The sequence below is a fragment of the Psychrobacter sp. 16-MNA-CIBAN-0192 genome, from assembly GCF_040309565.1.
Classification (GTDB): Bacteria; Pseudomonadota; Gammaproteobacteria; order Pseudomonadales; family Moraxellaceae; genus Psychrobacter.
Genome location: NZ_JBEOOX010000001.1, coordinates 296,476 through 318,833, shown reverse-complemented (window position 1 = coordinate 318,833; position 22,358 = coordinate 296,476). Strand labels below are relative to the sequence as shown.

At 43.1% G+C, this 22,358-nt stretch carries 16 protein-coding genes; 9 read left to right on the top strand and 7 right to left on the bottom strand.

Going from position 1 to position 22,358, the window contains the following annotated elements; translation table 11 throughout:
* The first annotated feature begins 141 nt into the window (after positions 1-141).
* Together AAEY78_RS01335 and copM are read left to right on the top strand one after the other, a co-directional pair.
* Positions 142-762: a pseudouridine synthase gene (locus AAEY78_RS01335; protein ID WP_352336635.1), complete on the top strand. Its 621-nt coding sequence runs from the start codon at positions 142-144 to the stop codon at positions 760-762.
* A gap of 240 nt (positions 763-1,002) precedes the next feature.
* Positions 1,003-1,857 (top strand): CopM family metallochaperone, encoded by an 855-nt coding sequence (gene copM / locus AAEY78_RS01330; protein WP_352336633.1) that lies wholly within the window; start codon positions 1,003-1,005, stop codon positions 1,855-1,857.
* 190 nt (positions 1,858-2,047) lie between these two features.
* On the opposite strand, the gene AAEY78_RS01325 is transcribed toward copM, so the two are convergent.
* On the bottom strand, positions 2,048-4,027 hold the full coding sequence (locus tag AAEY78_RS01325; protein WP_352336631.1) for a M61 family metallopeptidase: 1,980 nt from the start codon (positions 4,025-4,027) through the stop codon (positions 2,048-2,050).
* A 534-nt stretch (positions 4,028-4,561) separates the two neighbouring features.
* Here AAEY78_RS01325 and AAEY78_RS01320 point away from each other — a divergent pair.
* Positions 4,562-5,047 (top strand): FKBP-type peptidyl-prolyl cis-trans isomerase, encoded by a 486-nt coding sequence (locus tag AAEY78_RS01320; RefSeq protein ID WP_352336629.1) that lies wholly within the window; start codon positions 4,562-4,564, stop codon positions 5,045-5,047.
* A gap of 470 nt (positions 5,048-5,517) precedes the next feature.
* Here the strand turns inward: AAEY78_RS01320 and AAEY78_RS01315 are convergent, their stop codons facing one another.
* Positions 5,518-7,761: a carboxy terminal-processing peptidase gene (locus AAEY78_RS01315; protein ID WP_352336627.1), complete on the bottom strand. Its 2,244-nt coding sequence runs from the start codon at positions 7,759-7,761 to the stop codon at positions 5,518-5,520.
* Between the two features lie 498 nt (positions 7,762-8,259).
* Between AAEY78_RS01315 and nagZ the strand changes: the two genes are divergently transcribed.
* Positions 8,260-9,357, top strand: coding sequence for a beta-N-acetylhexosaminidase (gene nagZ, locus AAEY78_RS01310; protein WP_352336626.1), 1,098 nt, complete (start codon positions 8,260-8,262; stop codon positions 9,355-9,357).
* Positions 9,358-9,543: 186 nt separating this feature from the next.
* Here the strand turns inward: nagZ and AAEY78_RS01305 are convergent, their stop codons facing one another.
* Entirely contained in the window at positions 9,544-11,172 is a 1,629-nt protein-coding gene (locus AAEY78_RS01305) for an OmpA family protein (protein WP_352336624.1), read from the bottom strand.
* A gap of 328 nt (positions 11,173-11,500) precedes the next feature.
* Complete coding sequence (locus AAEY78_RS01300) at positions 11,501-13,108, bottom strand: hypothetical protein (RefSeq protein WP_352336622.1); 1,608 nt, start codon at positions 13,106-13,108, stop codon at positions 11,501-11,503.
* A 412-nt stretch (positions 13,109-13,520) separates the two neighbouring features.
* Between AAEY78_RS01300 and AAEY78_RS01295 the strand changes: the two genes are divergently transcribed.
* The 5 genes from AAEY78_RS01295 (at position 13,521) to AAEY78_RS01275 (ending at position 17,899) form a co-directional block, all read left to right on the top strand.
* Complete coding sequence (locus AAEY78_RS01295; RefSeq protein ID WP_352336620.1) at positions 13,521-14,132, top strand: rhomboid family intramembrane serine protease; 612 nt, start codon at positions 13,521-13,523, stop codon at positions 14,130-14,132.
* Between the two features lie 99 nt (positions 14,133-14,231).
* On the top strand, positions 14,232-15,200 hold the full coding sequence (locus tag AAEY78_RS01290) for a metallophosphoesterase (protein WP_352336618.1): 969 nt from the start codon (positions 14,232-14,234) through the stop codon (positions 15,198-15,200).
* 143 nt (positions 15,201-15,343) lie between these two features.
* Positions 15,344-15,904 carry a 5-(carboxyamino)imidazole ribonucleotide mutase gene (gene purE, locus AAEY78_RS01285; protein ID WP_352336617.1) on the top strand — a complete coding sequence of 187 codons (561 nt, stop codon included), beginning with the start codon at positions 15,344-15,346 and terminating at the stop codon, positions 15,902-15,904.
* A gap of 244 nt (positions 15,905-16,148) precedes the next feature.
* Positions 16,149-17,447, top strand: a complete 1,299-nt coding sequence (locus AAEY78_RS01280) for a 5-(carboxyamino)imidazole ribonucleotide synthase (protein ID WP_352336616.1) — start codon at positions 16,149-16,151, stop codon at positions 17,445-17,447.
* On the top strand, positions 17,447-17,899 hold the full coding sequence (locus AAEY78_RS01275; RefSeq protein ID WP_352336614.1) for a YaiI/YqxD family protein: 453 nt from the start codon (positions 17,447-17,449) through the stop codon (positions 17,897-17,899). Before AAEY78_RS01280 ends, AAEY78_RS01275 begins: the two co-directional genes overlap by 1 nt.
* A 47-nt stretch (positions 17,900-17,946) precedes the next feature.
* Here the strand turns inward: AAEY78_RS01275 and epmA are convergent, their stop codons facing one another.
* The 3 genes from epmA to AAEY78_RS01260 all read right to left on the bottom strand — a co-directional run bounded on the left by epmA (position 17,947) and on the right by AAEY78_RS01260 (position 21,579).
* Positions 17,947-18,954, bottom strand: a complete 1,008-nt coding sequence (gene epmA / locus AAEY78_RS01270; RefSeq protein WP_502943597.1) for an EF-P lysine aminoacylase EpmA — start codon at positions 18,952-18,954, stop codon at positions 17,947-17,949.
* A 56-nt stretch (positions 18,955-19,010) separates the two neighbouring features.
* Positions 19,011-20,162, bottom strand: a complete 1,152-nt coding sequence (locus tag AAEY78_RS01265; protein WP_352336613.1) for a 4-phosphoerythronate dehydrogenase — start codon at positions 20,160-20,162, stop codon at positions 19,011-19,013.
* Positions 20,163-20,412: 250 nt separating this feature from the next.
* The gene (locus AAEY78_RS01260) at positions 20,413-21,579 is read right to left on the bottom strand and encodes an AI-2E family transporter (RefSeq protein WP_352336612.1); all 1,167 of its coding nucleotides are present in this window, start codon (positions 21,577-21,579) and stop codon (positions 20,413-20,415) included.
* Positions 21,580-22,358 lie beyond the last annotated feature (779 nt).

Here is a 22,358-nt window from a genome sequence, read left to right as displayed (position 1 = left end):
ATTAAAGATGGTTATTGAAGATAGTCATTAAATAACCAAGCTTATTAAGCGAATAAAACAACACCTCAACAGTTTATGATTGTTGGGGTGTTGTTTTTTTAGAAAATTTATTTTGACGACCTATTTTGGAGTATAGAGGTTATGGCAACCAGTCTAATTTTATTTAACAAGCCTTACGGTGTCCAAAGCCAATTTCGCGATGATAATGGCAATGCCCATACTACCCTTGCGCCTTACTTTACTGATAAGTCACTGCGCATTGCTGGACGCTTGGATGCAACTTCTGAGGGGTTATTGATTTTAACCAATGATGGACAAGTTAATAAAGCCATTACCCAGCCACCGCGTGCCACGCAGTTTAAAAATAGCAATAAGCAAGGCAAAACCTATTTGGTACAAGTTGAAGGATTGGTCAGCGCTGCACAGTTGGCAGAGCTAAGCGGTGGCGTGATGCTAAAAGATGGCAAAACATTACCCGCTGTCGCAAAGGTCGTGGCAGAAGCAGAGCTGCCTATACAGTTGTGGCAACGTAATCCGCCCATTCGTGAACGCAAAAACATACCCACTTCTTGGCTGATGCTAACCATTTATGAAGGAAAAAATCGCCAAGTGCGCCGGATGACGGCTCATGTGGGCTTACCATGTTTGCGTCTGATTCGCTGGTCGGTGGCAGGCTTTGAACTAGGAGAATTGGGCGTTGGTAAGTTTGTACACGTTCATTTAACTAATGAGGATTGCCGCCGATTGGGAATTACTCATTAGTTAAGGAAGTTACAAGCTTTTAAGGGTAGCGCCTCGAATGCGTAAGGTTTATCTGTTAATATTAAGTTTACTATGCTGTATTCCCTACCAACCTTTTATTATTAGCACTCATATTATTATTAGCACTCGTAATTAGAGCTTGTTGTTATTACTGTTTATTTGTAATACATAATCTCTTATCTATAACCAAACTGAGTGGTTTTCGCTCATTTTCACGCCTGTTTCAATTGAGGACATCTCATGACTATATCTAATACATCATTACGTTCATCGTACCGTTTTGCCTATTTAGCTACCAGTATCGCAGCAGCGTTTGCCCTAAGTGCTTGCCAGCCCAAATCCGAAGATACCGAAGCCACACTGACAGAAGAGGTTGCGCCAGAAGCTGAAGCACCACTTGCAGATACAGCAACAGACGCGCATGCTGGTCATGATATGTCAGCAACACCTGATATGTCCGATATGCTAAAAGAGTATACCAAGTCGATGACCGATATGCATGCTGAGATGATGGTTGGTATGGGTTATAACGATCCGGATACTGCCTTTGCCAAAAGCATGCTTGGGCATCACCGCGGTGCAGTTGATATGGCAAAAATCGAGCTGAAATATGGCACTGATGCTGCCATGCGTGAGCTTGCCCAACAGGTTATCGATTCGCAGCAGCCTGAGATTGATACTATGAAAAAATGGCTTGCTACCCATCCCGATGCTGCAAAACCAAAACCTGAAACGGCAGAGATGCAGCAGGCATTTGCCGCCGGTATGGATGCCATGCATGGCGAGATGATGGCAGGCATTGCTGACCCTGTGCCAGACATGGCATTTGCTCGTGGCATGCTCGCTCATCATATTGGTGCCGTCGATATGGCGAAGGTTCAGCTAAAATATGGTAAAGACAAAGAGATGCGCGAACTTGCCCAGCAAATCATTGATGCTCAACAACCTGAAATTAAAATAATGCAAGAATGGATGGCAATGTCTGGCAAAAATGATGGATTGATTGAAGACGAATTGCTTGAAGATGAACAAGAGCTAAAAGAAGAACAGCAAGCAGAGCAGCATGGTAAGAATCACGCTGACAAAGCAGGTTAATTATTTTAAAAAAACGTATTTTAATAAAGTGTTGTTATAAAAAACCTTTATACTTTTAAACCCTTAATTTTATAAAAGCTCATAAAAAGCCCTTGCAAAACTACTGTTTTAGCAAGGGCTTTTAGTATGTCTTTATCCATTTATACCGCTATATATTTAATTCTGATACTTAATTACTGAGACTTAATTACTAATAATGCGTCATAACCTCTAGCCACGCGCTCCATGCAGGTTCGCTTGGTTGCTTTTGAGCATTATTTTCTGTGACCTTGTTTTCTGCACTCTTATCAGCTTTTGCTAAACGCAAATTAACCGTATGCGGATAAGACGGACTTTGGCTAAGTTGTTCTTTATCTTCTACAGTATGCGGCGTAATCGTTACCCGTAACAGCTCATCACGGCGGAATAAATGACAGTCAATAGGTTGCTGGGCACTTCTCACCGTTGCCAGTTGCTTGGTATCCGCTTTGATACCACCAAGGGCAATAATCACATCATTTGCTGATATCCCTGCTTTGGCAGCAACGCTATCACGCTGAACCCGATTGACCAGTAGCCCTGCTAGCGTTTCACTACAGCGCATGCCCCACGGTACGTGTTTATGCACATTTTCCTTACTATCAGCTTGCATCATAATGCCATTATCGGACAGTAAAGTCTCTAGTGGCAGCTCATCAACCCCATTAACGTAGCGACTCTCAAAATCTTCCCACTCTGCTATCGGCATAAATTGCCCAATTACCACACTTATATCAGCGCTACTAATACCAATACGGCAGTTGTCATTGGCTTTAACTTGCTTATAAAATGCCTTAACCACGTCAAACAAACGATAACGACCGGCACTTTTTTCTAGCAAAGTTAAGTCCAAACAGAGCGCCACCAACGCCCCTTTATTATAATAACTGATACCTGCGTTGCCAGTATTTTCATCATTACGATACAGCTTAATCCACGCATCAAAACTCGATTCAGCAACGCTTTGATGGGCGCGTCCATGGGTTTGATAATAACGGCTGATTTGGTCGGCAAGTAGGGTTAGATAACTGGCTTTATCAATCACCCCAGATGCTTGCAACATAAAATCGTCAATATAAGAAGTAAATCCTTCGAAGACCCAAAGCAGTGGCGTAAACGCTTCTTGTCGCAAATCAACGTTTAGCATCACATCCGGCCGCACGGTTTTCACCCACCACGCGTGAAAATACTCATGACTACATAATCCTAAAAAACGCTGATAACTGACGCTTGCCAGCTCAGGCTCATTAATACTGGGCAAATCACGGCGCGGAGTAATCAGGCTGGTGGAATTGATATGCTCCAACCCGCCATAATCATTGCCACTGGCATAAGTCATAAAGGTATAATCGCTAAAGGGCGCATCACCCAGCCAATTCAGATACGTCTGGCAAATCTTAGTCACATCCTGCTGCAAACGACCTAAGTTGGCGCTGTGCTTGCCTGAGAGGAAAAAGCGATGGCTAAGCGTTTGATGCTCACTGTCTCGAATAATAAAATCAAATCGGTCTTGCACTGCAATCTCAAACGGATGGTCAATTAATTGCTCATAACTGTCGGCATATAATCCATAGACATGCCCAGCACCGTATTCACTGACGCTGCGTAAATGAGTGGCTTCTAGCCCACACGCCAACACCACTTTGTCTTCATTTTTATCTGCTAAAAATGCAGCAGGTACGAGCAAGCTTACTTGTATCGGCGACTGCTCTTGCCCTGCAACGGCTAATGCTAGTGAAGTAAAATTACCATACAAACGCTGTTGGTCAACATAGGCTGTGCGCACCGACAAATCATAGCAATACACTTCATAATTTACCGTTACTGACTGCCCTGCCTGCACATCTGGTAATTGCCACGTATGCTTGTCAATTTTTTGGGCGCGGTAAGATTTACTATCTTTAATAGCACCATTATCATCATTGCTACTACTATCATTGCTAATTTGATAATGCACTGCCGTGATATGGCGGGCAAATTCACGCATCAAATAACTGCCCGGAATCCATGCTGGCAACCACAATTGCGGCGCATCATTATCCGCAGTAAAAGAGAGCGTCATATCCACCAAATGCTCATAATAACGCGCAAAATTCACGCAATAATGAATAGCAGTCGGCAATGTAGCATCGGTCGTCAGTACTTGAGTCATAGTCTTGTCTTATAGTTAGCGGTATTATAATTAAGGTTCTTATCGTTATAGTCGTAATATGAATTTTATAGTCTTAAACTTGTCATTATAAATGGGTAATATTAACTTTATCATTATGGTAAGAGTCCACACGCCAAAACGCAACTGCCAAATATTTACTTGTACTTAATCACTGATAGTTAATCACTCATAGTCAAGTACTGACAATTAATTATTAATACGCTAACTTTGCCTCTCATCCTCTAAAATCGGTAACGCTTTCTAAGCTTATTTAATGCAATGAGCGCATAAATTTGCAAAATATACTGAATAATTTAACTTTTTTCACACTTTTACCTTGAAAGTTATTGTCGTCATCGCAATTAAAGATGCTAACTGCTATAGTTTCTCTAAGAAATAGTTACTTTAAAAAACAGTTACCCTAATAAACTGATGATAATTGACTAATGACGTGGCTATTTGGCTGGCTAATTGGCTTTTTTAGGTTTATTGCAACCGTATTTAAATTTTAAATCAAAATATTTAGGATAATTTATGACTACTATCGCAAAAGACACCGCCGTCAAATTTAACTACACTCTTAAAGATGACGAAGGTAATATCCTAGACCAGTCTCCAGAAGGTCAGCCATTAGCGTATTTGCATGGTCACAGCAACATTATTCCAGGTCTTGAGCAGCAGCTCGAAGGCAAGTCAGCTGGCGAAACTGTGAATGCAGTTGTTGAGCCTGCTGATGGTTATGGCGAATATCAAGAGCAAGCAGTACAGCATGTACCACGCTCTAACTTCCAAGGCGTTGATGATATCCAACCAGGAATGCAATTCCAGTCAGAAGCTGGTGGTCAAGTCATGTTAGTGACTGTAACTGACGTCACTGATGATGAAGTGATTGTTGATGCTAACCATCCATTGGCAGGCAAACGCTTGACGTTTGATGTAGAAATCCAAGAAGTTCGTGCCGCTACTGAAGACGAGCTGAACCATGGTCATGTCCATGGTGCAGGTGGCGTTGAGCACTAATCTAACCCGTCAATTTCGATGGTTAGTCTAACTGCTTAAACCAAAGAGCCAGTATTGCCTTAGCATTGTCTATGGCAATACTGGCTTTTTTTATTAATTATAATTATTGAAAATTAGTGAATCATTGAATACTACATTAAATAGTACAGACGTAAAAAAACCATATAACGGCAAGCGCTATACGGTTTTTTTACGTTTACATCCTTGTTCGTTATAAGCAATCTAATCCCGATATTGACCATAACTAAGCAGGCTTCCAGCCCTACCATCCATGACTAGCAGTTCATCCCTGAAACAATCTATAAGCTATTAATAACTTCCAATCCCTAGTTATTATTAATAGTATCGTTAAATTGTGCAGTGGGTCTATCATCGCAGATTGACCTTGCCTTGATAAGAGGTGGTAACGTCATTGCGTGTAAGCATATGCTTACGTTTCTTCTTATCATTGAATTTTACGATACACTATATTATTTTATGGCTGGTACAGATGCTTTTTGTGCTGGACTGGCTTTTGTATCAGCATTTAATACTTGAGGTTCAGCACTGAGCATCAAGTAAGCAGCTTCATTAATATACGCTTCATCCTCTGGTAGTTGCGGGCGCTCTAATGCCTTCATTTGGCTACGTTCTTCAAACTTGGCGTCCATTGCGGCTTGATAAGTATTCCAATTGGTATAAGGACTCTCGCCACTGGCTTTTAAGCGTAGATTTTCAGCTGCTAATGAGCGTTGTTCGACCAGCTTCATTTTGGCGCGGCGGTTATTAATATCTATGACAATTGGCTTTTTACCATCTTCCATATCGCGAATTTCATTGATGGCTGATAAATAAATAAACTGGGGATTTTTCTGCTGGCGAATTTTAGATTGTTGGTTTAACGTGGCAAGCGTGCTGGCTGTAAATTTGCCTTCAGGCTTATAAGGTGAGGTACTAATGGTATCCCAAGGCAACGCTTTTTTCTGTGCACGTTCACCAAAGGTTTCATCATCATAAATATTAACCAGCTCAACATCGGGAACGACGCCTTTATTTTGCGTACTGCCACCGGTAATACGATAGAATTTGCGCTGAGTTAATGTCGCTGAACCGAGTGCTAAATTATCCAGCTGAATTTGCGCTGAGCCTTTGCCTGTTGTGGTGTTACCCACTACCAAGCCGCGACCATAATCTTGAATGGCTGCTGCGAAAATCTCACTGGCAGACGCTGAAGCTAAATTGGTCAATACCACCAACTTACCATCGTATAACTGCTGACCGCCATCATCATCACGAAACACTTGGACATTACCACGGTTATCACGGATTTGTACCAACGGTCCGCTCTTAATAAACAGCCCGAGCATTTTTGCCACTTCATCAAGCGAGCCGCCCGGATTATTACGTAAATCTACCACTAAACCGTCAATGTTTTGTTTGTTCAATTCTTTAAGCGCATTTTCGGTGTCAATACTAACGCTGCGATAGTCCTCACCATTCCGGCGGGCGCGATAGTTTAGGTAAAAACTTGGAATCTCAAGCACGCCAATACGTTTAGGCGTGGCATCAATATTAGGTCGTTTGATTTCAACCACGCGCTGGGTAACGCCAGACTCTTCTTGTTGAATGATGTCACGTATCACCGTCACCGTACGGGCGCTGGCTTCGGGTGAATTTGGCTGACGTACTTTAAGAGTCACTGGCGTACCGCGCTTACCACGAATGAGGCTAACAATTTCACGCGTTGACCAGCCCACGACGTCAGTCATGGTTTTGCCGTCTTTAGCAATACCGATAATAAGGTCATTGGGCTTAATTTGTCCGCCTTTAGACGCAGGACCACCTTCTACTAAAGTGGCAATACGCGTGTAATCGGGATTTTTACGATCTGGACGAATAGAAACCCCGATACCTTCTAGTTGTAAGCTTGACTGAATTTGCAACTCATTTGCCTGAATGGGCGCGTAATAGTTGCTATGCGGATCATAAGTCAACATGGCGATATTAAGGATGGTTTCCATCACTTCATCATCGCTTAAACGCTGCATTTGTTCATGCTGACGCGATAGACGATTAAGCAGAATCTCATTTGGCGAGCGCTTATCATCACGTACCAAATCTTGCCCACGCGTGATATCAGGATTGGCTAAAAATACTTTTTCTTTTGCCTTTTCGTCTTCTTGACCTAAGGTGATACTAATCAGCTGGAATTTTAACTGGCGCGTCCAGTAATCTTGCTGGGCTTTTTTGGTTTTAAAGTGTCCCAGTTTTTCACGATCAAGAATAATGGTCTCTTTACCTGTTAAGCTTAACTTGGTATTTAGCAGCTTTTTGGTTAGAGCAAAGTATTCGTTAGAACGTTCACGGTAGCGCTCAAATATGTCGATACCTGCGGACAAATCGCCACGTTTTAGGCGGCTTGCAAACTCATTAGCATATTTCTTTTTGAATTCATCGACATCAGATTGTAAAAACAAGCTGTGATTAGGGTCAAGACTATCGATATACATGGTTAGGATTTCGCTGCCCATCTTATTATCGAGCGGCTGATTAAGATAATGACTGCGGTCAAGCAACGCTGCAACTTGTCTGGTGGTTAGTTTTTGTTCTGGAGTCTGGACGACACTTCCGGTTTCCGTATTTGCCACTGCTGTGCCGTAGCTTTGGGTCAAAATAATACCGGCAACGCCCACTGACGCAATACTGAGTAACCACTGTGCAGGTTGTTTTTTCATCATATACACCTAATTGTCTCAAAAATTTTATAACGGTAAATCCAACGATAGTTACCGCAAATAAGGATGCTTAGCATTGAATCATTGCTTAAAATAACTGGTGAGCATTTCTTATTAAACTTCTTATTACTTATTAAAAGTCACTTAATATTATCACGATCCTCTGTCTTGAACTGTCTCAAACTGTATAAACATCTTACACCTCACTTCAATAGGCATTCACATTTCAGTTATATTTGTTTTATTTTTAATTACTTTATAATCTCTTTATAGTTGGGGCAAAGCTTGCAATATTGACTTCACACTTCAATCTTATCATCTGTCATTATAGTTTTTCGTTATAGTTTGCTAAGTACAACGTGAGGGTGATTAACTGCCGCTTTATAATAGTATAATTAAAGCCAACGCTTTTATAGCAAATCTACGTATAACGAATTGTTCTTACCATTCTATTTTCTATAAGTCATCACCATAAGACAACCCTTTGGAGAGCACGCAATGTACGGCGTCTTAATGATAGATATCGATAGCACGGCATTAACGGCTGAAGATATAAGTTTAATCAAACAAGCACAAGTGGGCGGGGTAATCCTGTTTGCGCGCAATGTGTTACACGCCGCGCAAGTGCGCGAGCTGTGCGACAATATTCGCTATCATAATACGGATATTCTTATTGGTGTTGACCAAGAAGGCGGGCGCGTTGCGCGATTACGTGACGGTTTTACGCCGCTGCCTGCAATGGGTAAACTGGGTCAATTGTTTGATAAAAATCCCAGTCAGGCATTAACCTGCGCTTATGATTGCGGCTATTTAATGGCGGCAGAAGTGTTAGCAGTTGGCATTGATGTGAGTTTTGCGCCTGTTCTTGATATTGATGGCATTAGTCAGGTAATTGGTGATCGTAGCTTTCATGCTGATCCGCAAATCATTATCGCATTAGCCGCGCAACTGATGCGCGGTATGAAGGCAGCAGGTATGGCAACGACGGGCAAGCATTTTCCCGGTCATGGTTCTATTGCGCCAGACTCGCATGTGGCAGAAGCCGTTGATAATCGTCCAATGGCAGATATTATGGCGCATGATGTACAGCCATTCATACAGACGCTACCATTGTTAGATGCGCTGATGCCCGCGCATGTTATCTTCTCACAAGTCGATGATAAACCTGCCGGATTTTCCAAAATTTGGCTGCAAGATATTGTGAGAAAGCAGCTAAAATTTGATGGGGTTTTATTTTCTGATGATTTATCTATGGCTGGAGCGTGTGCGGTTGGTGATATTAGCGCCCGTGTCCATGCTGCTATTAAAGCAGGCTGCGATATTGCGCTGGTCTGCAATGATAGGGTTGCTGCCCACGAAGCAGCTGAAGCGGCTCGCGACTTACCCTACCCCAATCAACGCCGTATTAAAACCATGTGTGGTCAAATACCCGTCTGGCAAGGAGATTTAGAGTCAACGTGCCAACAGTTCCCTCATTGGCAACAAGCTAAAGAGACTATTTTACAGACGTTTTTTAGTTCGCAAACGCTGACAGCATCAGCCAATGATGCTTGTGACTTGGCAGACCCAACCAACTATAAGCTTAATAAGCTTTAAAATGAATACAATTTAAAGCTAATAAATTTTTAGTTTAATATCTTTTCATTTTAATAATAGGTCTTACTGATAAACTTGGTCAGTAAGGCATTTTTATAAAATCCTTCTCTATTAAAAAACCGCACCCTATAAAGAGTGCGGTTTTTTATTGAATATTATTGCTAAACAGCTTATAAAACTTATTATCTATTGAGCCTTAGCATTTGGGTCAAGTACTGTGCCACGGCTTGGATCATCACTATCTGGCAATATGTCATCATTATTGCTGTCTAATGGATTCAAATCTGGGTCTACTGTTACCGTAGGAGAGTTAATGGCGGTAGCCGCGCCATCGGTTGCAACGACTGTATCATTTTGAGCCGATTCGTCATAGACGGTGAACTCAATACGGCGGTTACGGAAGCGACCTTGCTCAGTCGAGTTGTCCGCGATTGGGTCAGTTTCACCCATACCTTTGGTGATAAGCTTCTCAGGATCAGCACCTTGCGACACCATGTAATCTTTCATCGCTTGGGCGCGCTCTTGTGACAGCTTCATGTTATAAGCGGCGTCCGCAGTTTTATCCGTATGACCAATGACCATCAGCTTCATATCAGGTACTTGTTTCATCAAATCCACAGCGCGGTCAAGCAGACGTTTGTTTTCATCAGGGATAACGGCTTCATCAACAGCAAAATTCACCACTTGCAGGCTTAAGGCACGCGCAACGTCACGCGGGCTTGGATTCTCACCAAGGTTATCCATGGCAGCTTGAGAGGCTGTTAAGCTATTGTCAATTTCGCTTTGTTCATTTAATGGACCTTCAGCAATCACAGTCATCGCAGGAACGGCAGCTTGCAAATCACTCACTAGCTTAGTTAGAGCAGTAGCATCAGGCGCGTTTACGATAATTTCTTCACCTTTAATCACTACGCTGGCATTAGGGACGCTTTTGATGATTGGTAAAATAGTCGCCAATTGGGCAGCGGCTGGCATGTCCATAGCAAAGTTATCATCCACATCTGCCTTACACTTATTGGCATCGGCACCAAACGCGGTATCCATGGCATTCATTACTGTGGTCTTAAGCGTCTCATCACCAACATTCATACGGCAGGCATATAGAGTATTTGCCATATCACCTGTGGTAATGCGTAAAGAGGCAGGTTCAACTGTGGTCGCAACGGCGGTTTGCTTGTCGCCATCCGTTTGCTGCTCTGTCACCATAGGCGTCGCGACAGGTTCAGGATTATTCTGACAGCCTCGTAGTAGCGCCCATGCCAATGCACCTAAAATAATCAAACCAATAATCGGTAGCAAGGCTTTCATAAAGCTGCCGCTTTTTTCTTCGGTATGCTGGAGAGGCGCCATACTCGTGGTATCAGAAATACGTGTGCCCGCTGGTGCTGCTGCAACCATACCCGCTGGCACTACAGCCGCTGCCCATGCCGGAATATGGCTATCAAAGGTGCTGCGATTGTCATTCAAAAACTGCGGTACAGGAGTCGTCCCTGCCAAGCTTTTAATCTCATGATAGGCTAAAGGCGCTGCCATCGCGACTAAGCCACGCGCAGCAGTGCCATCAACATTATGGGCAGTTGCAAGTTCGCGCGAAATACTGTCGCGCTGGCTACCTTCTGTCCACACTCGATCATAAAAACCCTGATCATCACGAGCAATGGTGTCATTACCAAAGCGCTCATAGGTGTCTTTATCCGCTAAGCGCGCCGCAAAAATCGCATAAAACTGCTCAAGTAAATTTTTCTTAGCAGGGCTATGGTCATCACCTAAGACTGCTGGGCTGACCGTTCGCGTTAAATGACTGATAATATCCATAATATACTTCCTCCGATTATAATTATTTAATGTCCATTTTTACATTGTCTTCTGTGTAGCATTTTTATTTTTGAGATATGTTATAAAAATATTATTTAACGCGCTTAACGGAATAGCGCGACGTCCTTATTATAGAATTGTGTGGGGTGTTGTCACAATCGACTCGCTGTTGTGTAAATGATACGAGAGGTAATCTTTCTGTTGTAACGCGTAACTAGAGCTAGCATTGGCTACGAATACATAACAAAAATGCTCCATACAAACGTTAAGTTGTATGGAGCATTTTATGTAGCGCTTTTAGTTGCACTTTAAAGATAAAGTATATTGCTTAATTCGCAGCATTTTTAATAGTCGCCTGATCTATAAAGACTGGCTTCTCTAAATCTGCTGTATCCGTATTCATTGGCATTGAAGATTGCGGCAATGGATTGTTTTGCGATGGTTGTGGTGGCGGTGCAACACTGTCAGTATTGTTATTATAAGCGGGTGGTGGGCTTTGCTGATTGCTAATGACATTATTGGCATTAGTAATGGGCGCGCTGCCGTTATATTGCATGGTGCCATTTACGCCATTATTAGACATACCGTTACTCGAACCACCATTATTATATGCACTATTATTATAGGTTTCATCATAAGTGTTGGCTGGCGGCTGCACAATGCCAGTAACAGGAGCGACGGTAGAGGCTGGTGCGGTAGAGATGATATTGAGCGTTGGCAATAAGTTGCGCACCCCGCCCACTAGCTGCTGAAGCTGACCGTTATCTGGCGCGTCTAGGCTCATGCTGTCATTTTGCAGTTGTAAGCGCGCAAATGGCGTGGCACGCATTAACATAAGGACATTAGGTAGGGTGTCGATATTGACATTGGTCAAGCTGGTAGCAACCCCTGACTGGACGCTAATCTCACAGATGCTTGCCTGCTCACTAAAGCTGGTCTGTAACGCTTGTTTTAATACCGTCTGTAAACCGATATCGCCAACCGTTGCTGAGCAAGCGTATAGATTGCCACTGTTGTCGACGCTTACTAGCAACTGTGCAGGGGTCAACGGCTGGACAGGTGGGGCAATCTCAGGCGTCGGTTCGCTAACGGGTGTGCTAACCGCCGTTTCTACTGGTACATCTTCCTTATCTTTTTTAAAGACGAACAGCCATAATAGTAAAATGGCACTGAGCGCCGCTGCCAATAATGCTAAACGGACTATTAAATCATTACGTTGATTGCGCGCGCGTATTTCTGCACGGCTGACATTGGCATCATTATCAGGTGCACGATAGGCTGCAGGATTGGCATGAATCGCATCCATACTGTCAATCATGCCGCCAATCAGATGCGCGGTTGCTGTCTCGCCAGTCGTTGACTCAACGATGACCGGCACAGAATCTGCAGCCAATAGCTGGTCGGTATGCGCGGCCGCTTTTGGCACTTGACTGTTGTTATAAATCAGCGCATCAGGTGCCAATGCTGACGCTTCATTAACCACAGCGACGACAGGTGCAATGACTGCTGCTGCCCATACTGGTAAATACGGGCGGATAGCAGATTGATGAAGCTGTAAAAACTCTGGTAGAAAATGCCCATTAGCGACCACTTTAAGCTCTTGATAAGCTAACTGAGCAGTGTTAACCACCAGCGCTTCGGTGGTTATTTCTGGAATGTGATGGGTCGCTGCCAATTCTTGAATCAATAAATGGCGCTGGCTGTCTTGCTGCCACAACTGTTCAAATAATGTAATGCGCACGTTGGATGAATCTACAAGGTTTTGTTCAATGTATTTTTGCTCATTAAACTGTAGCTGCTGATATACCTCAAGCACCGCCAAACGGCTAACCATGAGCGCATAAAAATGTTCTAATAAACTGATTTGTGCCACGTTGCCGCTGACGCCCAGTACAGCTGGGGTGACGGTTTGGTCGAGATGGGTCAGGATGTTCATAGTGAGGATAGTTACCAAGGTTGATGAATGTTATTGATTATTATTGTGGGCGCTTATCGTTGTAGGCAATTATTTGGGCGCTTATTAAAGTATCGTTATTACTGATGGTTACCACAAATGCTGTTATTACAAAGCTGTTGTAAAAAAGACGTTCAAGCATAGCGAAAGCCAGACGCTTAAGTTAGGCAGTCATTGAGCTTAATTTGTATGGGTATGTAACTTCTGTCGACCCATGATTGTGATTTTACGGTAAATTATCTAAGATAACCGGACATTACTAGAATTATTTTCCTTATCTGCTCTATGCGTTACTCTTATGCTCGTTTTCATACGTATTTACTGGCGACCACTCAAATATTGCCAATAAACTGTGAATGACTTTATCTATCAGGCTTGACCTAAGGATTGTGCTTTGCTCAACCATACGACGCTTATTATTATCATCACCGTTATTATCAGCTTATTGGCATGGCAAAATAAGGCACTGTTTAATCGCTTGATTTTTTATCCGCCAGCGATAACAACTAAGGGCCAATGGGATCGCTTTGTGACTCATGGCTTTATTCATGCCGATAGTATGCATTTATTATTTAATATGTTTACGCTGTACTTTTTTGGACGCGCTATTGAGGGCTTATATCGGCAGTTTTTATTTGGTTATGGCTTTGTTGTTTTTTACGTCATTGCTATTATCATTGCGATGATTCCAAGCTATCTTAAGAATAAAAACAATGCCAGTTATCTCAGCCTTGGCGCATCAGGCGGCGTGTCAGCGGTGCTGTTTGCGTTTATCTTACTCGCGCCTTGGGAGACGCTGTATTTGTTCGCCATTGTACCGATTCCAGCCATCTTATTTGCAGTGGCGTACGTGGCATATAGTATTTATGCCGATAGACGGGGCGGCTCGAATATCAATCACATGGCGCATCTCTGGGGCGGCGCATTTGGTATAATTGCTACTATTGCGTTGCAACCATCAGTGCTGCCCCATTTTATCAATGCATTATTATCGCCTAGCTTTTAGCATAACACCGCCATTATATTTTCTAGTTTAAGAATAACTTATGGTTTTGGCACTTTTTAATATTTAATAAATAACACTTTTAATAAATGATACTATTTTATGATTATAGACATTATTGGTGATGTTCACGGTTACGCAGATAAGCTGACTGGATTGCTTGAGCAATTGGGCTACGTGCATAACGGTGAGTGCTATATGCCGCCAGAGGGACATCGTGCGCTCTTTATTGGTGATTTGATTGATCGCGGTTCGCAGCAGTTGGCAACGCTTGAAACCGTCTTTGCGATGCTCGATGCGGATGTTGCTGATGCGGTGATGGGCAATCATGAATACAATGCGTTGGCTTTTGCAACGCTTGACCCTGACAACGACAATAACAATACTAGTGCCAGTGCTCAGCATTATCTGCGCTCGCATACTGAGGTGCATACACGCCAACATGAAGAATTTTTAGCGGAAGTGCCCTTTGGCTCTGAGCTGCATAAATACTGGTTGCAGCGTTTTTATGAGCTTCCATTATGGCTAGAAACTGATTATGGATGTTTTGTCCATGCCTGTTGGGATGTGGACAGCATGGCGGTGTTGAAACCGCTACTCACAGCGGATAATTGCCTGACGCCTGATGCCCTTATCAAGACAGCGCAACAAGGGTCGATATATTATGATGCGCTTGAGCGAGTCTTAAAAGGGGTAGAAACTGCACTTCCTGAAGGTTTGGTCATGGTGGATAAAGATGGTTCAGCGCGTACACAAGTTCGCGTCCGTTGGTGGCTAGATGAGCTAAACACCCGTACCATTCATCAAATTGCGCGCGCTCCGGCGTCGGGCTTGGCGCAAATTCCAGTCGATGCTATGGCGGAAAATATCAACTTTGCTATTAAAACGCATAAACCGGTGTTTGTCGGACATTATTGGCTAACGGGCAATCCTGAACCGCTTAGTATTCAAGTCATTTGTACCGATTATTCCGCAGCGGTTGATAGTGGATATTTAACTTGTTACCAGCTGGATACCAAGCAGCCCTTACCCCTGAGTGCCAATAATTTTGTGCAATATCGTCACGACTAGAACATCTATATACAGTCTATAAATGCGATTGTTAACGTGATTATTATAGTGGACAACCCTAATGACTTTACAACAAGGATGAAACTTGGCTTTACGGCTGGGGTAAAACTTTTGTATGATGGTCGTTTTGAGGATATCGCATCATGAGCACTATATCTGCTACTGTCAATACGAGTGAGGCACCCGCGCCTATCGGCTCTCCTGCTGGTCAGCCACTGGTTGGTATCATCATGGGCTCACAATCAGACTGGGCAACCATGTCTGCTGCCGCGCAATTGTTAGCCGACTTTGATATTGCTTTTGAATGCGAAGTGGTATCGGCACACCGAACGCCTGATAGATTGTTTGACTATGCAAAAAGCGCAAAGGACAATGGACTACATGTCATTATCGCTGGTGCCGGTGGCGCAGCCCATCTGCCCGGTATGTGTGCCAGCCAAACGCCATTGCCAGTATTGGGTGTACCCGTAAAATCATCTATGCTGAGCGGTTGGGACAGCTTATTGTCTATCGTACAAATGCCAAAAGGCGTGGCAGTTGGCACATTGGCTATCGGTTCTGCCGGCGCTTATAATGCCGCACTGCTTGCCATTCAAATCTTGGCACTTCATGACAATTTAATTGCCGAAAAGTTGCATAACTTGCGTCATGCTCAAACTGAAACTATTCTTGCTAGCCCAACGCCAGGTATTATTAATAGCTAATTCAAGACTCTATTTTAATAGCTGGTACTAATAAAGCACTTTTATATAGTTTTATAAATCTCTTTTATATAGATAGCTTTTACTATACAGTTTTTATAAATCGTTTACGCAGTATAAGGTGCCTATAGTGCACCTTTTCCTATTTTAATTTAGCATTATAAACTGCCTTTTTTAACGTGCCTTTTTTTAACGTGCCTTTTAACTCAATTAATATTCTATTCATTGCCCACTCAAAGAGCCTGCCATGACCACACCCAACGCTTATCCTATGACCCAAACCATTCGAACTATCGGTATTTTAGGCGGTGGTCAGCTTGGCATGATGCTCGCTGAAGCTGCCCTACCGCTTGGCTATCAGTGCGTATTTTTAGAAGACAATGCGGCTTGCCCTGCCAGTCTTTATGGGCGCGTCTTTAGTAATGAACAATTAGACGATTTTATTGCCGCAGCTGATGTGTTTACGTTAGAGTTTGAAAATACGCCCACTGCAACGGTTGAGCAATTAGCAAAATTATCTGCTAACGGTAGCAAACAAGGCATGTTTCCGCCACCAATTGCCCTTGAGATTGCGCAAGATAGATTAAAAGAAAAGCAGATGTTTAATGATTTAAACATCGCAACCGTACCCTTTATGGCAGTGAGTTCGCAAGCTGAATTACAGCAGGCGTGCGACAAATTGGGATTGCCAATTGTCCTTAAAACCAGTCGTGGCGGTTATGATGGCAAAGGTCAATTTGTCATCAAGCAAGCCAGTAATATCAAAGCAGCATGGCAAGAACTTAAAGATGCGGTGAGTGGCAAAGGCAGCTTAACGCCAACGCCTGCACCACTGATTGCCGAAGGATTTATTCATTTTAGCCGTGAAGTCTCTATCATTGCTGCACGCGCACAAGACGGTCAAGTGCGCTGCTATGACTTGGTAGAAAACCATCATCATCACGGCATTCTAGCTAAAACCCAAGCGCCAGCGGTAGGCACCAGTCATTTATTTCAGCAAGCAACTGATGCGATAACCACAGTGATGAATCGTTTGGATTATGTCGGTGTAATGGCATTAGAGTTATTCGTCACCAAAGACGCGCGCGGTAATGATTGCCTGCTTGCCAATGAGATTGCCCCACGTGTACATAATTCAGGGCATTGGAGTATTGAAGGGGCGATTACCAGCCAGTTTGAGAATCATATTCGCGCGGTGGTTGGACTGCCGCTTGGCGATACCGACAATGTCCATCCCTCCATTATGATTAATGTATTGGGGCAGTATCCGGATATTAGCGCCGTCCTTGCTATCGATGGCACCCATTATCACAGCTACCATAAAGGCGAGCGTGACGACCGCAAAATCGCCCATATTACCTTAATGCCCAATGACGTGACTGATTTAGAACCAGCGTTGGCGCGTTTGGTTGAAGTACTGCCGAATAAAGTAGGAATGGATAAAATCAGCACGGCAGTTAATGATAATAAAGCCATTCTTGATACTGAAAACAGTCAACAAGATGACACTCGAAATCCTGACAGCACAGTTAAGGCAAAAAAATAATGCAAATTTGGGTAGATGCCGATGCTGTGCCGCTAATCGCTAAAGACCTGATTATTAAAACAGCTGAGCGTACACAAACGGTAGCGATATTCGTCGCCAATCAGCCGATTAAGCTGCGCAAATCACCGCTATTGGTCATGACCGTGGTGCCGTCAGGGTTTGATAAGGCAGACGATTATATCGTTGACAATATCCAAGCCGGTGATTTAGCAATCACCAGTGATATTCCTTTGGCAAACGATATTCTGGATAAAGGCGGTAAAGTTCTCACCACGCGTGGTATGATTTATGATAAAAACAATATCAAGCAAAAGCTGAATATGCGCGATTTTATGGACACTATGCGTGGCACTGGCGTATTAGAATTGCAGCAAATGAGCGGGCAAAAACCGTACGGCGATCGCGATAAAAAAGCCTTTGCTGACGGGCTTAATAAATTGGTGCGCGGTTAATTGACGTAGCTGTTTACCTGTTTCTTCGCTCTTATTTTTAGAAAAAATCAAGCCAGACCGCTAGGGAAAGGGATAACCGCTTGTAAGTTTTTTGCGCCCGTGAGCACCATAAGCAAACGGTCAATTCCCACTGCAATACCACTACAAGGCGGCAGGTCATCACAAGCGGCAAGTAGATGCTCATCAATCGGCATGACAGGTAAGTTATGCTGGCGACGTAACGCGTTGTCTTGCTCAAAGCGCTGGCGTAACGCTTGCCCGTCTGCCAACTCATCATAAGCATTGGCAATCTCAATGCCATTGATATACAGCTCAAAGCGTTTTGCTACCAGATGACCGTCCTTATCAAGGGCGGTTTTTGCTAATGCGGCGGTCGCTGGCGGATAATCAATAATCAAAGTTGGCAACTCATGACCCAAATTTGGCTCAACGGCATGACTAAACAATAAATCCAGCCAACTTTGCCGACTGTCTTCTGCTAATGTAAAATCAAAGCCAGTTAAACCTTTGTCTTCTGCCACCGCCTGCAATGCGTCGATACTGGCAGTGAGTGGATGAATACCCACAAAGTCCATAAACGCATCAACATAACGATAATGGTTCAGCACGACCGTAGTGCCATAAAGCGCGGTTAATAATGTGCCCAGCTCAGCAGCTAAATCAGTCAAACTATAATGCGGTTGATACCATTCCAGCATGGTAAATTCAATATTGTGCCGCGTGCCGATTTCATTATCACGAAAAACGGGACAAATCTGATAAATAGGCACACGCCAGCTGGCAAGTATTCGTTTCATGGCAAATTCAGGCGAGGTATGCAAATAGTAGCTGCGCAGTCGGTCTTGATAGATGACATTGGCGCTTACCGATTGTAAAAAGGTATCCGTATTTCCCGCTTGTGATAGCAGTGGTGTTTGTACTTCCAATACCTGCCTTGCCGCAAAAAACTGGCGAATATTATCCAGCATTTTGGCACGCTTTCGCGCCATGCTTAGCGTCATGGTTGGTGCATAGATATTGCTAGAAGAAAGCGGATTGCTGGATTGGCTCATCATTATTTACTGTGTCTTATAAATTGTAAAAATTGGCAGTTAAATACTGATTTTTAATTTTAAGCTTGCCACTCACGGCGCAAATGATAATCGCGGCGGAGCTGGTCAAAATCTGCGCCATTTACTTGCCCATTCTTAAGCTTGGAGCGTAATGCTTGGTCATCTTGCATAATGTCATAAAACTTGACCAGTCTATCTGGATGAGCTTTTAGCTCTGACCATTGATACATATTGACGGGTAGTAGCTGATGCATCGAAAAAGATGGAATAACATTAAACTGCTCACATAACGCATCATAAATCATTTGCGTGCCTCGCAGCTTACCTTCTAAGGTATAGCCTGCAATGTGCGCCGTAGCAATCGCTAATTTTGATAATAATGACTCAGCAATTTGTGGCTCATGTTCAAACACATCAAGCACTACTTGACGACCGGTTTGCTCAATATCTGCCTCTAACGCTGCCGCCTCAATAACAGGACCGCGTGCACTATTGATTAACAATGTCGTGGCAGGCATGGCTTGTAAGGCTGCCGTGTCAATCAAATGCCGCGTAGGATACGGACTGCTATTTATGCCCGTCGCATCGGTCAGCGGCACATGCAAACTAATCGCATCACTTTGGCTAATAACTTCATCAAAGCTGGCATTATTAAACGTTGACGGCGGTAATAACGGGTCATAACCAAGCACTTGCCAGCCCAAATCGGTTGCATATTGCGCCAGTATACTGCCGATATTACCCAGCCCGATGATACCTAAAGTAAGTGACTGCTGCCAATAGTGCGGACGCAAGGTCAACATCGCTGTCAGTACATATTGCGCAACCGAATGCTTACTACAACCGGCAGCATTGGCAAAAGTGATATTGCGCTCCGCCAAATACGCCTGATCGACATGATCCGTACCAATCGTCGCTGACCCAATAAAGCGTACACTATGATTGTCCGCCAGTAATGCAGCATTAATAGGCGTCACTGAGCGTATTAATAAAACGTCCGGTTGCTCTTGTGCCAGTAGCTCTGCCGTAATATCACGCCCTGCTACGGTGATGATATTAACCGCTTGCGCATGCTCTTCGCCCAATGTATTTACATTAAAAAAATCATTGAGACTGGCAATATTGCTATCAGCAATAATGGTCAGTTTACGCGTGACTGTTGTCTCGGCACTGGCATTATCAGTATTAAAAGTAGAAGAGTTAGTAGGCATTTTATTGCACCTCAATTATGAAAATAAAGAAAAGTTGCTCAACACGGTTTTTAAATGCCGTTTTCTAAAATGATATTGCTAACTAAAGCGCCATGCACAGTATACAAAACAGCTATTTTTTAATAAAAAAAAGGTAAAGGACAGTGACAACCGCCCCTGTTTTACAAAAAAAACCTCTGAAAAGCCCTTTAAAATATGATACTGAATAACCTTAATTTAAAATCTAACGTTCTAGTAATCGTTTTTCGCGCTAGTCTTTTTTAACATCAATATCAATTACGCCATTAACATCGTCACCGCGTTCAGTCACTAGTAATGGTAACAAAATATCTGCCTCGTCTTCTTGCGGTGCAAAAATCTCATTTTTATGTTGCGATATCCATTCACGCCAGACCGCAAGCCCAATTGCCAACACCACCGGACCGATAAATAAGCCCACAAAACCAAATGCCGTTAATCCACCTAAAACACCGATAAATATAATAATAAATGGAATTTTAGTTGCACCGCTAATTACAATCGGGCGAATCAAGTTATCGACCCAACTGATTACCAAAATGCCCCATAGCGCAAGCCCAATCCCTTCAGCATTATAGCCTTGGCTTAGCAGCCAAACTGATACCGCACCCCAAGCAAAGGGCGTACCAAAAGGAATCAGCGCAATGACAAAGGTCACAATAGTGAGCAAAATAGGACTGGGCGCGCCGGCAAAATAATAACCAACACCCGCTAGCACTGCCTGCGCTAATGCCGTCAGCCCAATGCCATAAACCACTGCCCGCGTGGTACTGCCTACCGAATCAATATAACCATCAATACGATTGCCAATGATATTACGCAGCGCTTGGCGAATTTGGCGAATTAAGCTAGTGCCATCACGATAGAAGAAAAAGAGCGTCATCAATGCCATACCGAGCTTGGCAAGACTACTAAACACCACATCCAGCGCCACCTTACCATAATACAGATGCGACTGAATCCATGTTTGAAAGGCACTCAAGGTACCGGCAGGGTCCTTGTTAATTTTCCATAAAATGTCTTTGATTTGCTGACCAATAATGGGCAAGTCTTTTAGTGAATCGGGCACATCAACATAACCGACCTTAACCCGATAAATAAAATTGGTAATCAGAGTCATCGCTTCTTGCTGCAGGATAAATAAACCAACGACCAATGGCACACCAATGATAAGCGAGATACTGACGGTCATAATTGCGGCACTAAACCCCGAGCTAAATCTGACCTTTTCATTAAAAAACTTATAAATAGGAAATGTTACATACGCTAAAATCGCCGCCCACAATGCCGGCACGATAAAAAACTGCACCACCTGAAAACACAGGATAAATAATACGATTAATAAGGTAATCGCCAGCAAACGCTGAATAATGAACTCTTTGGTCCAGTTTTCCATCATAGTGTATTAATTAATCAGAGATAGCAGAAACAAATGTGTCCGTGCTATGAAATTTAGAGAAAAGACAATGCTATATATTGCGCTACCAAATAGCCGTACTAAATAAAAGTAGCGGATACAGTAAAGGTGTTCAACATAAACATGTCAGCGAGTTGCTGCCAAGATAATGGTCAACCGTTATTATGCAATAAGCGACTTCAAATAAATAATACTATGTTGTAATTTTTACTTACAATTTATCTCAGCGCCCATTCTATATTAAGCCAATAAGTGATTAACGACCTTATGAATCATGCTTGTTAGTTTACAGACTTCATTGGCATATTATTCATTGGTACATTAAGCGTAGGAAAACGTTGCAGCGTTCTCGTTGGCGGAAAAATTGATGGTATACTAACAGGATTATTCTGCATGTTTAATCCATGCTGACAGACCGTTAGCCCTATTTCACACCTGATGATAGGCGTTATTAAAGCCAGATTTAGGGGTTGCGTTGTGGCGATATATTTTTGCCTGTACGCAGCGGGCTTTATGAGCAAGTTGTTATTTTGATAAGTAGCCGGTACACGTTACCGCTATAGATTGCTAATAGGGCTGCTCTAATATATTGATCATAAGCACTATTTACTCATTGCTATTTAACAATCACTATTTAATAACCGTGATATTAATAACCTGTTTTTAATGAAGCGCTTCGGTGACACTTACCATGCATAGTCATGGGTTGTTCTAAGCCAAGCTTTATTTTCCCCATTTTGAAAGACATATTGATAGGAACA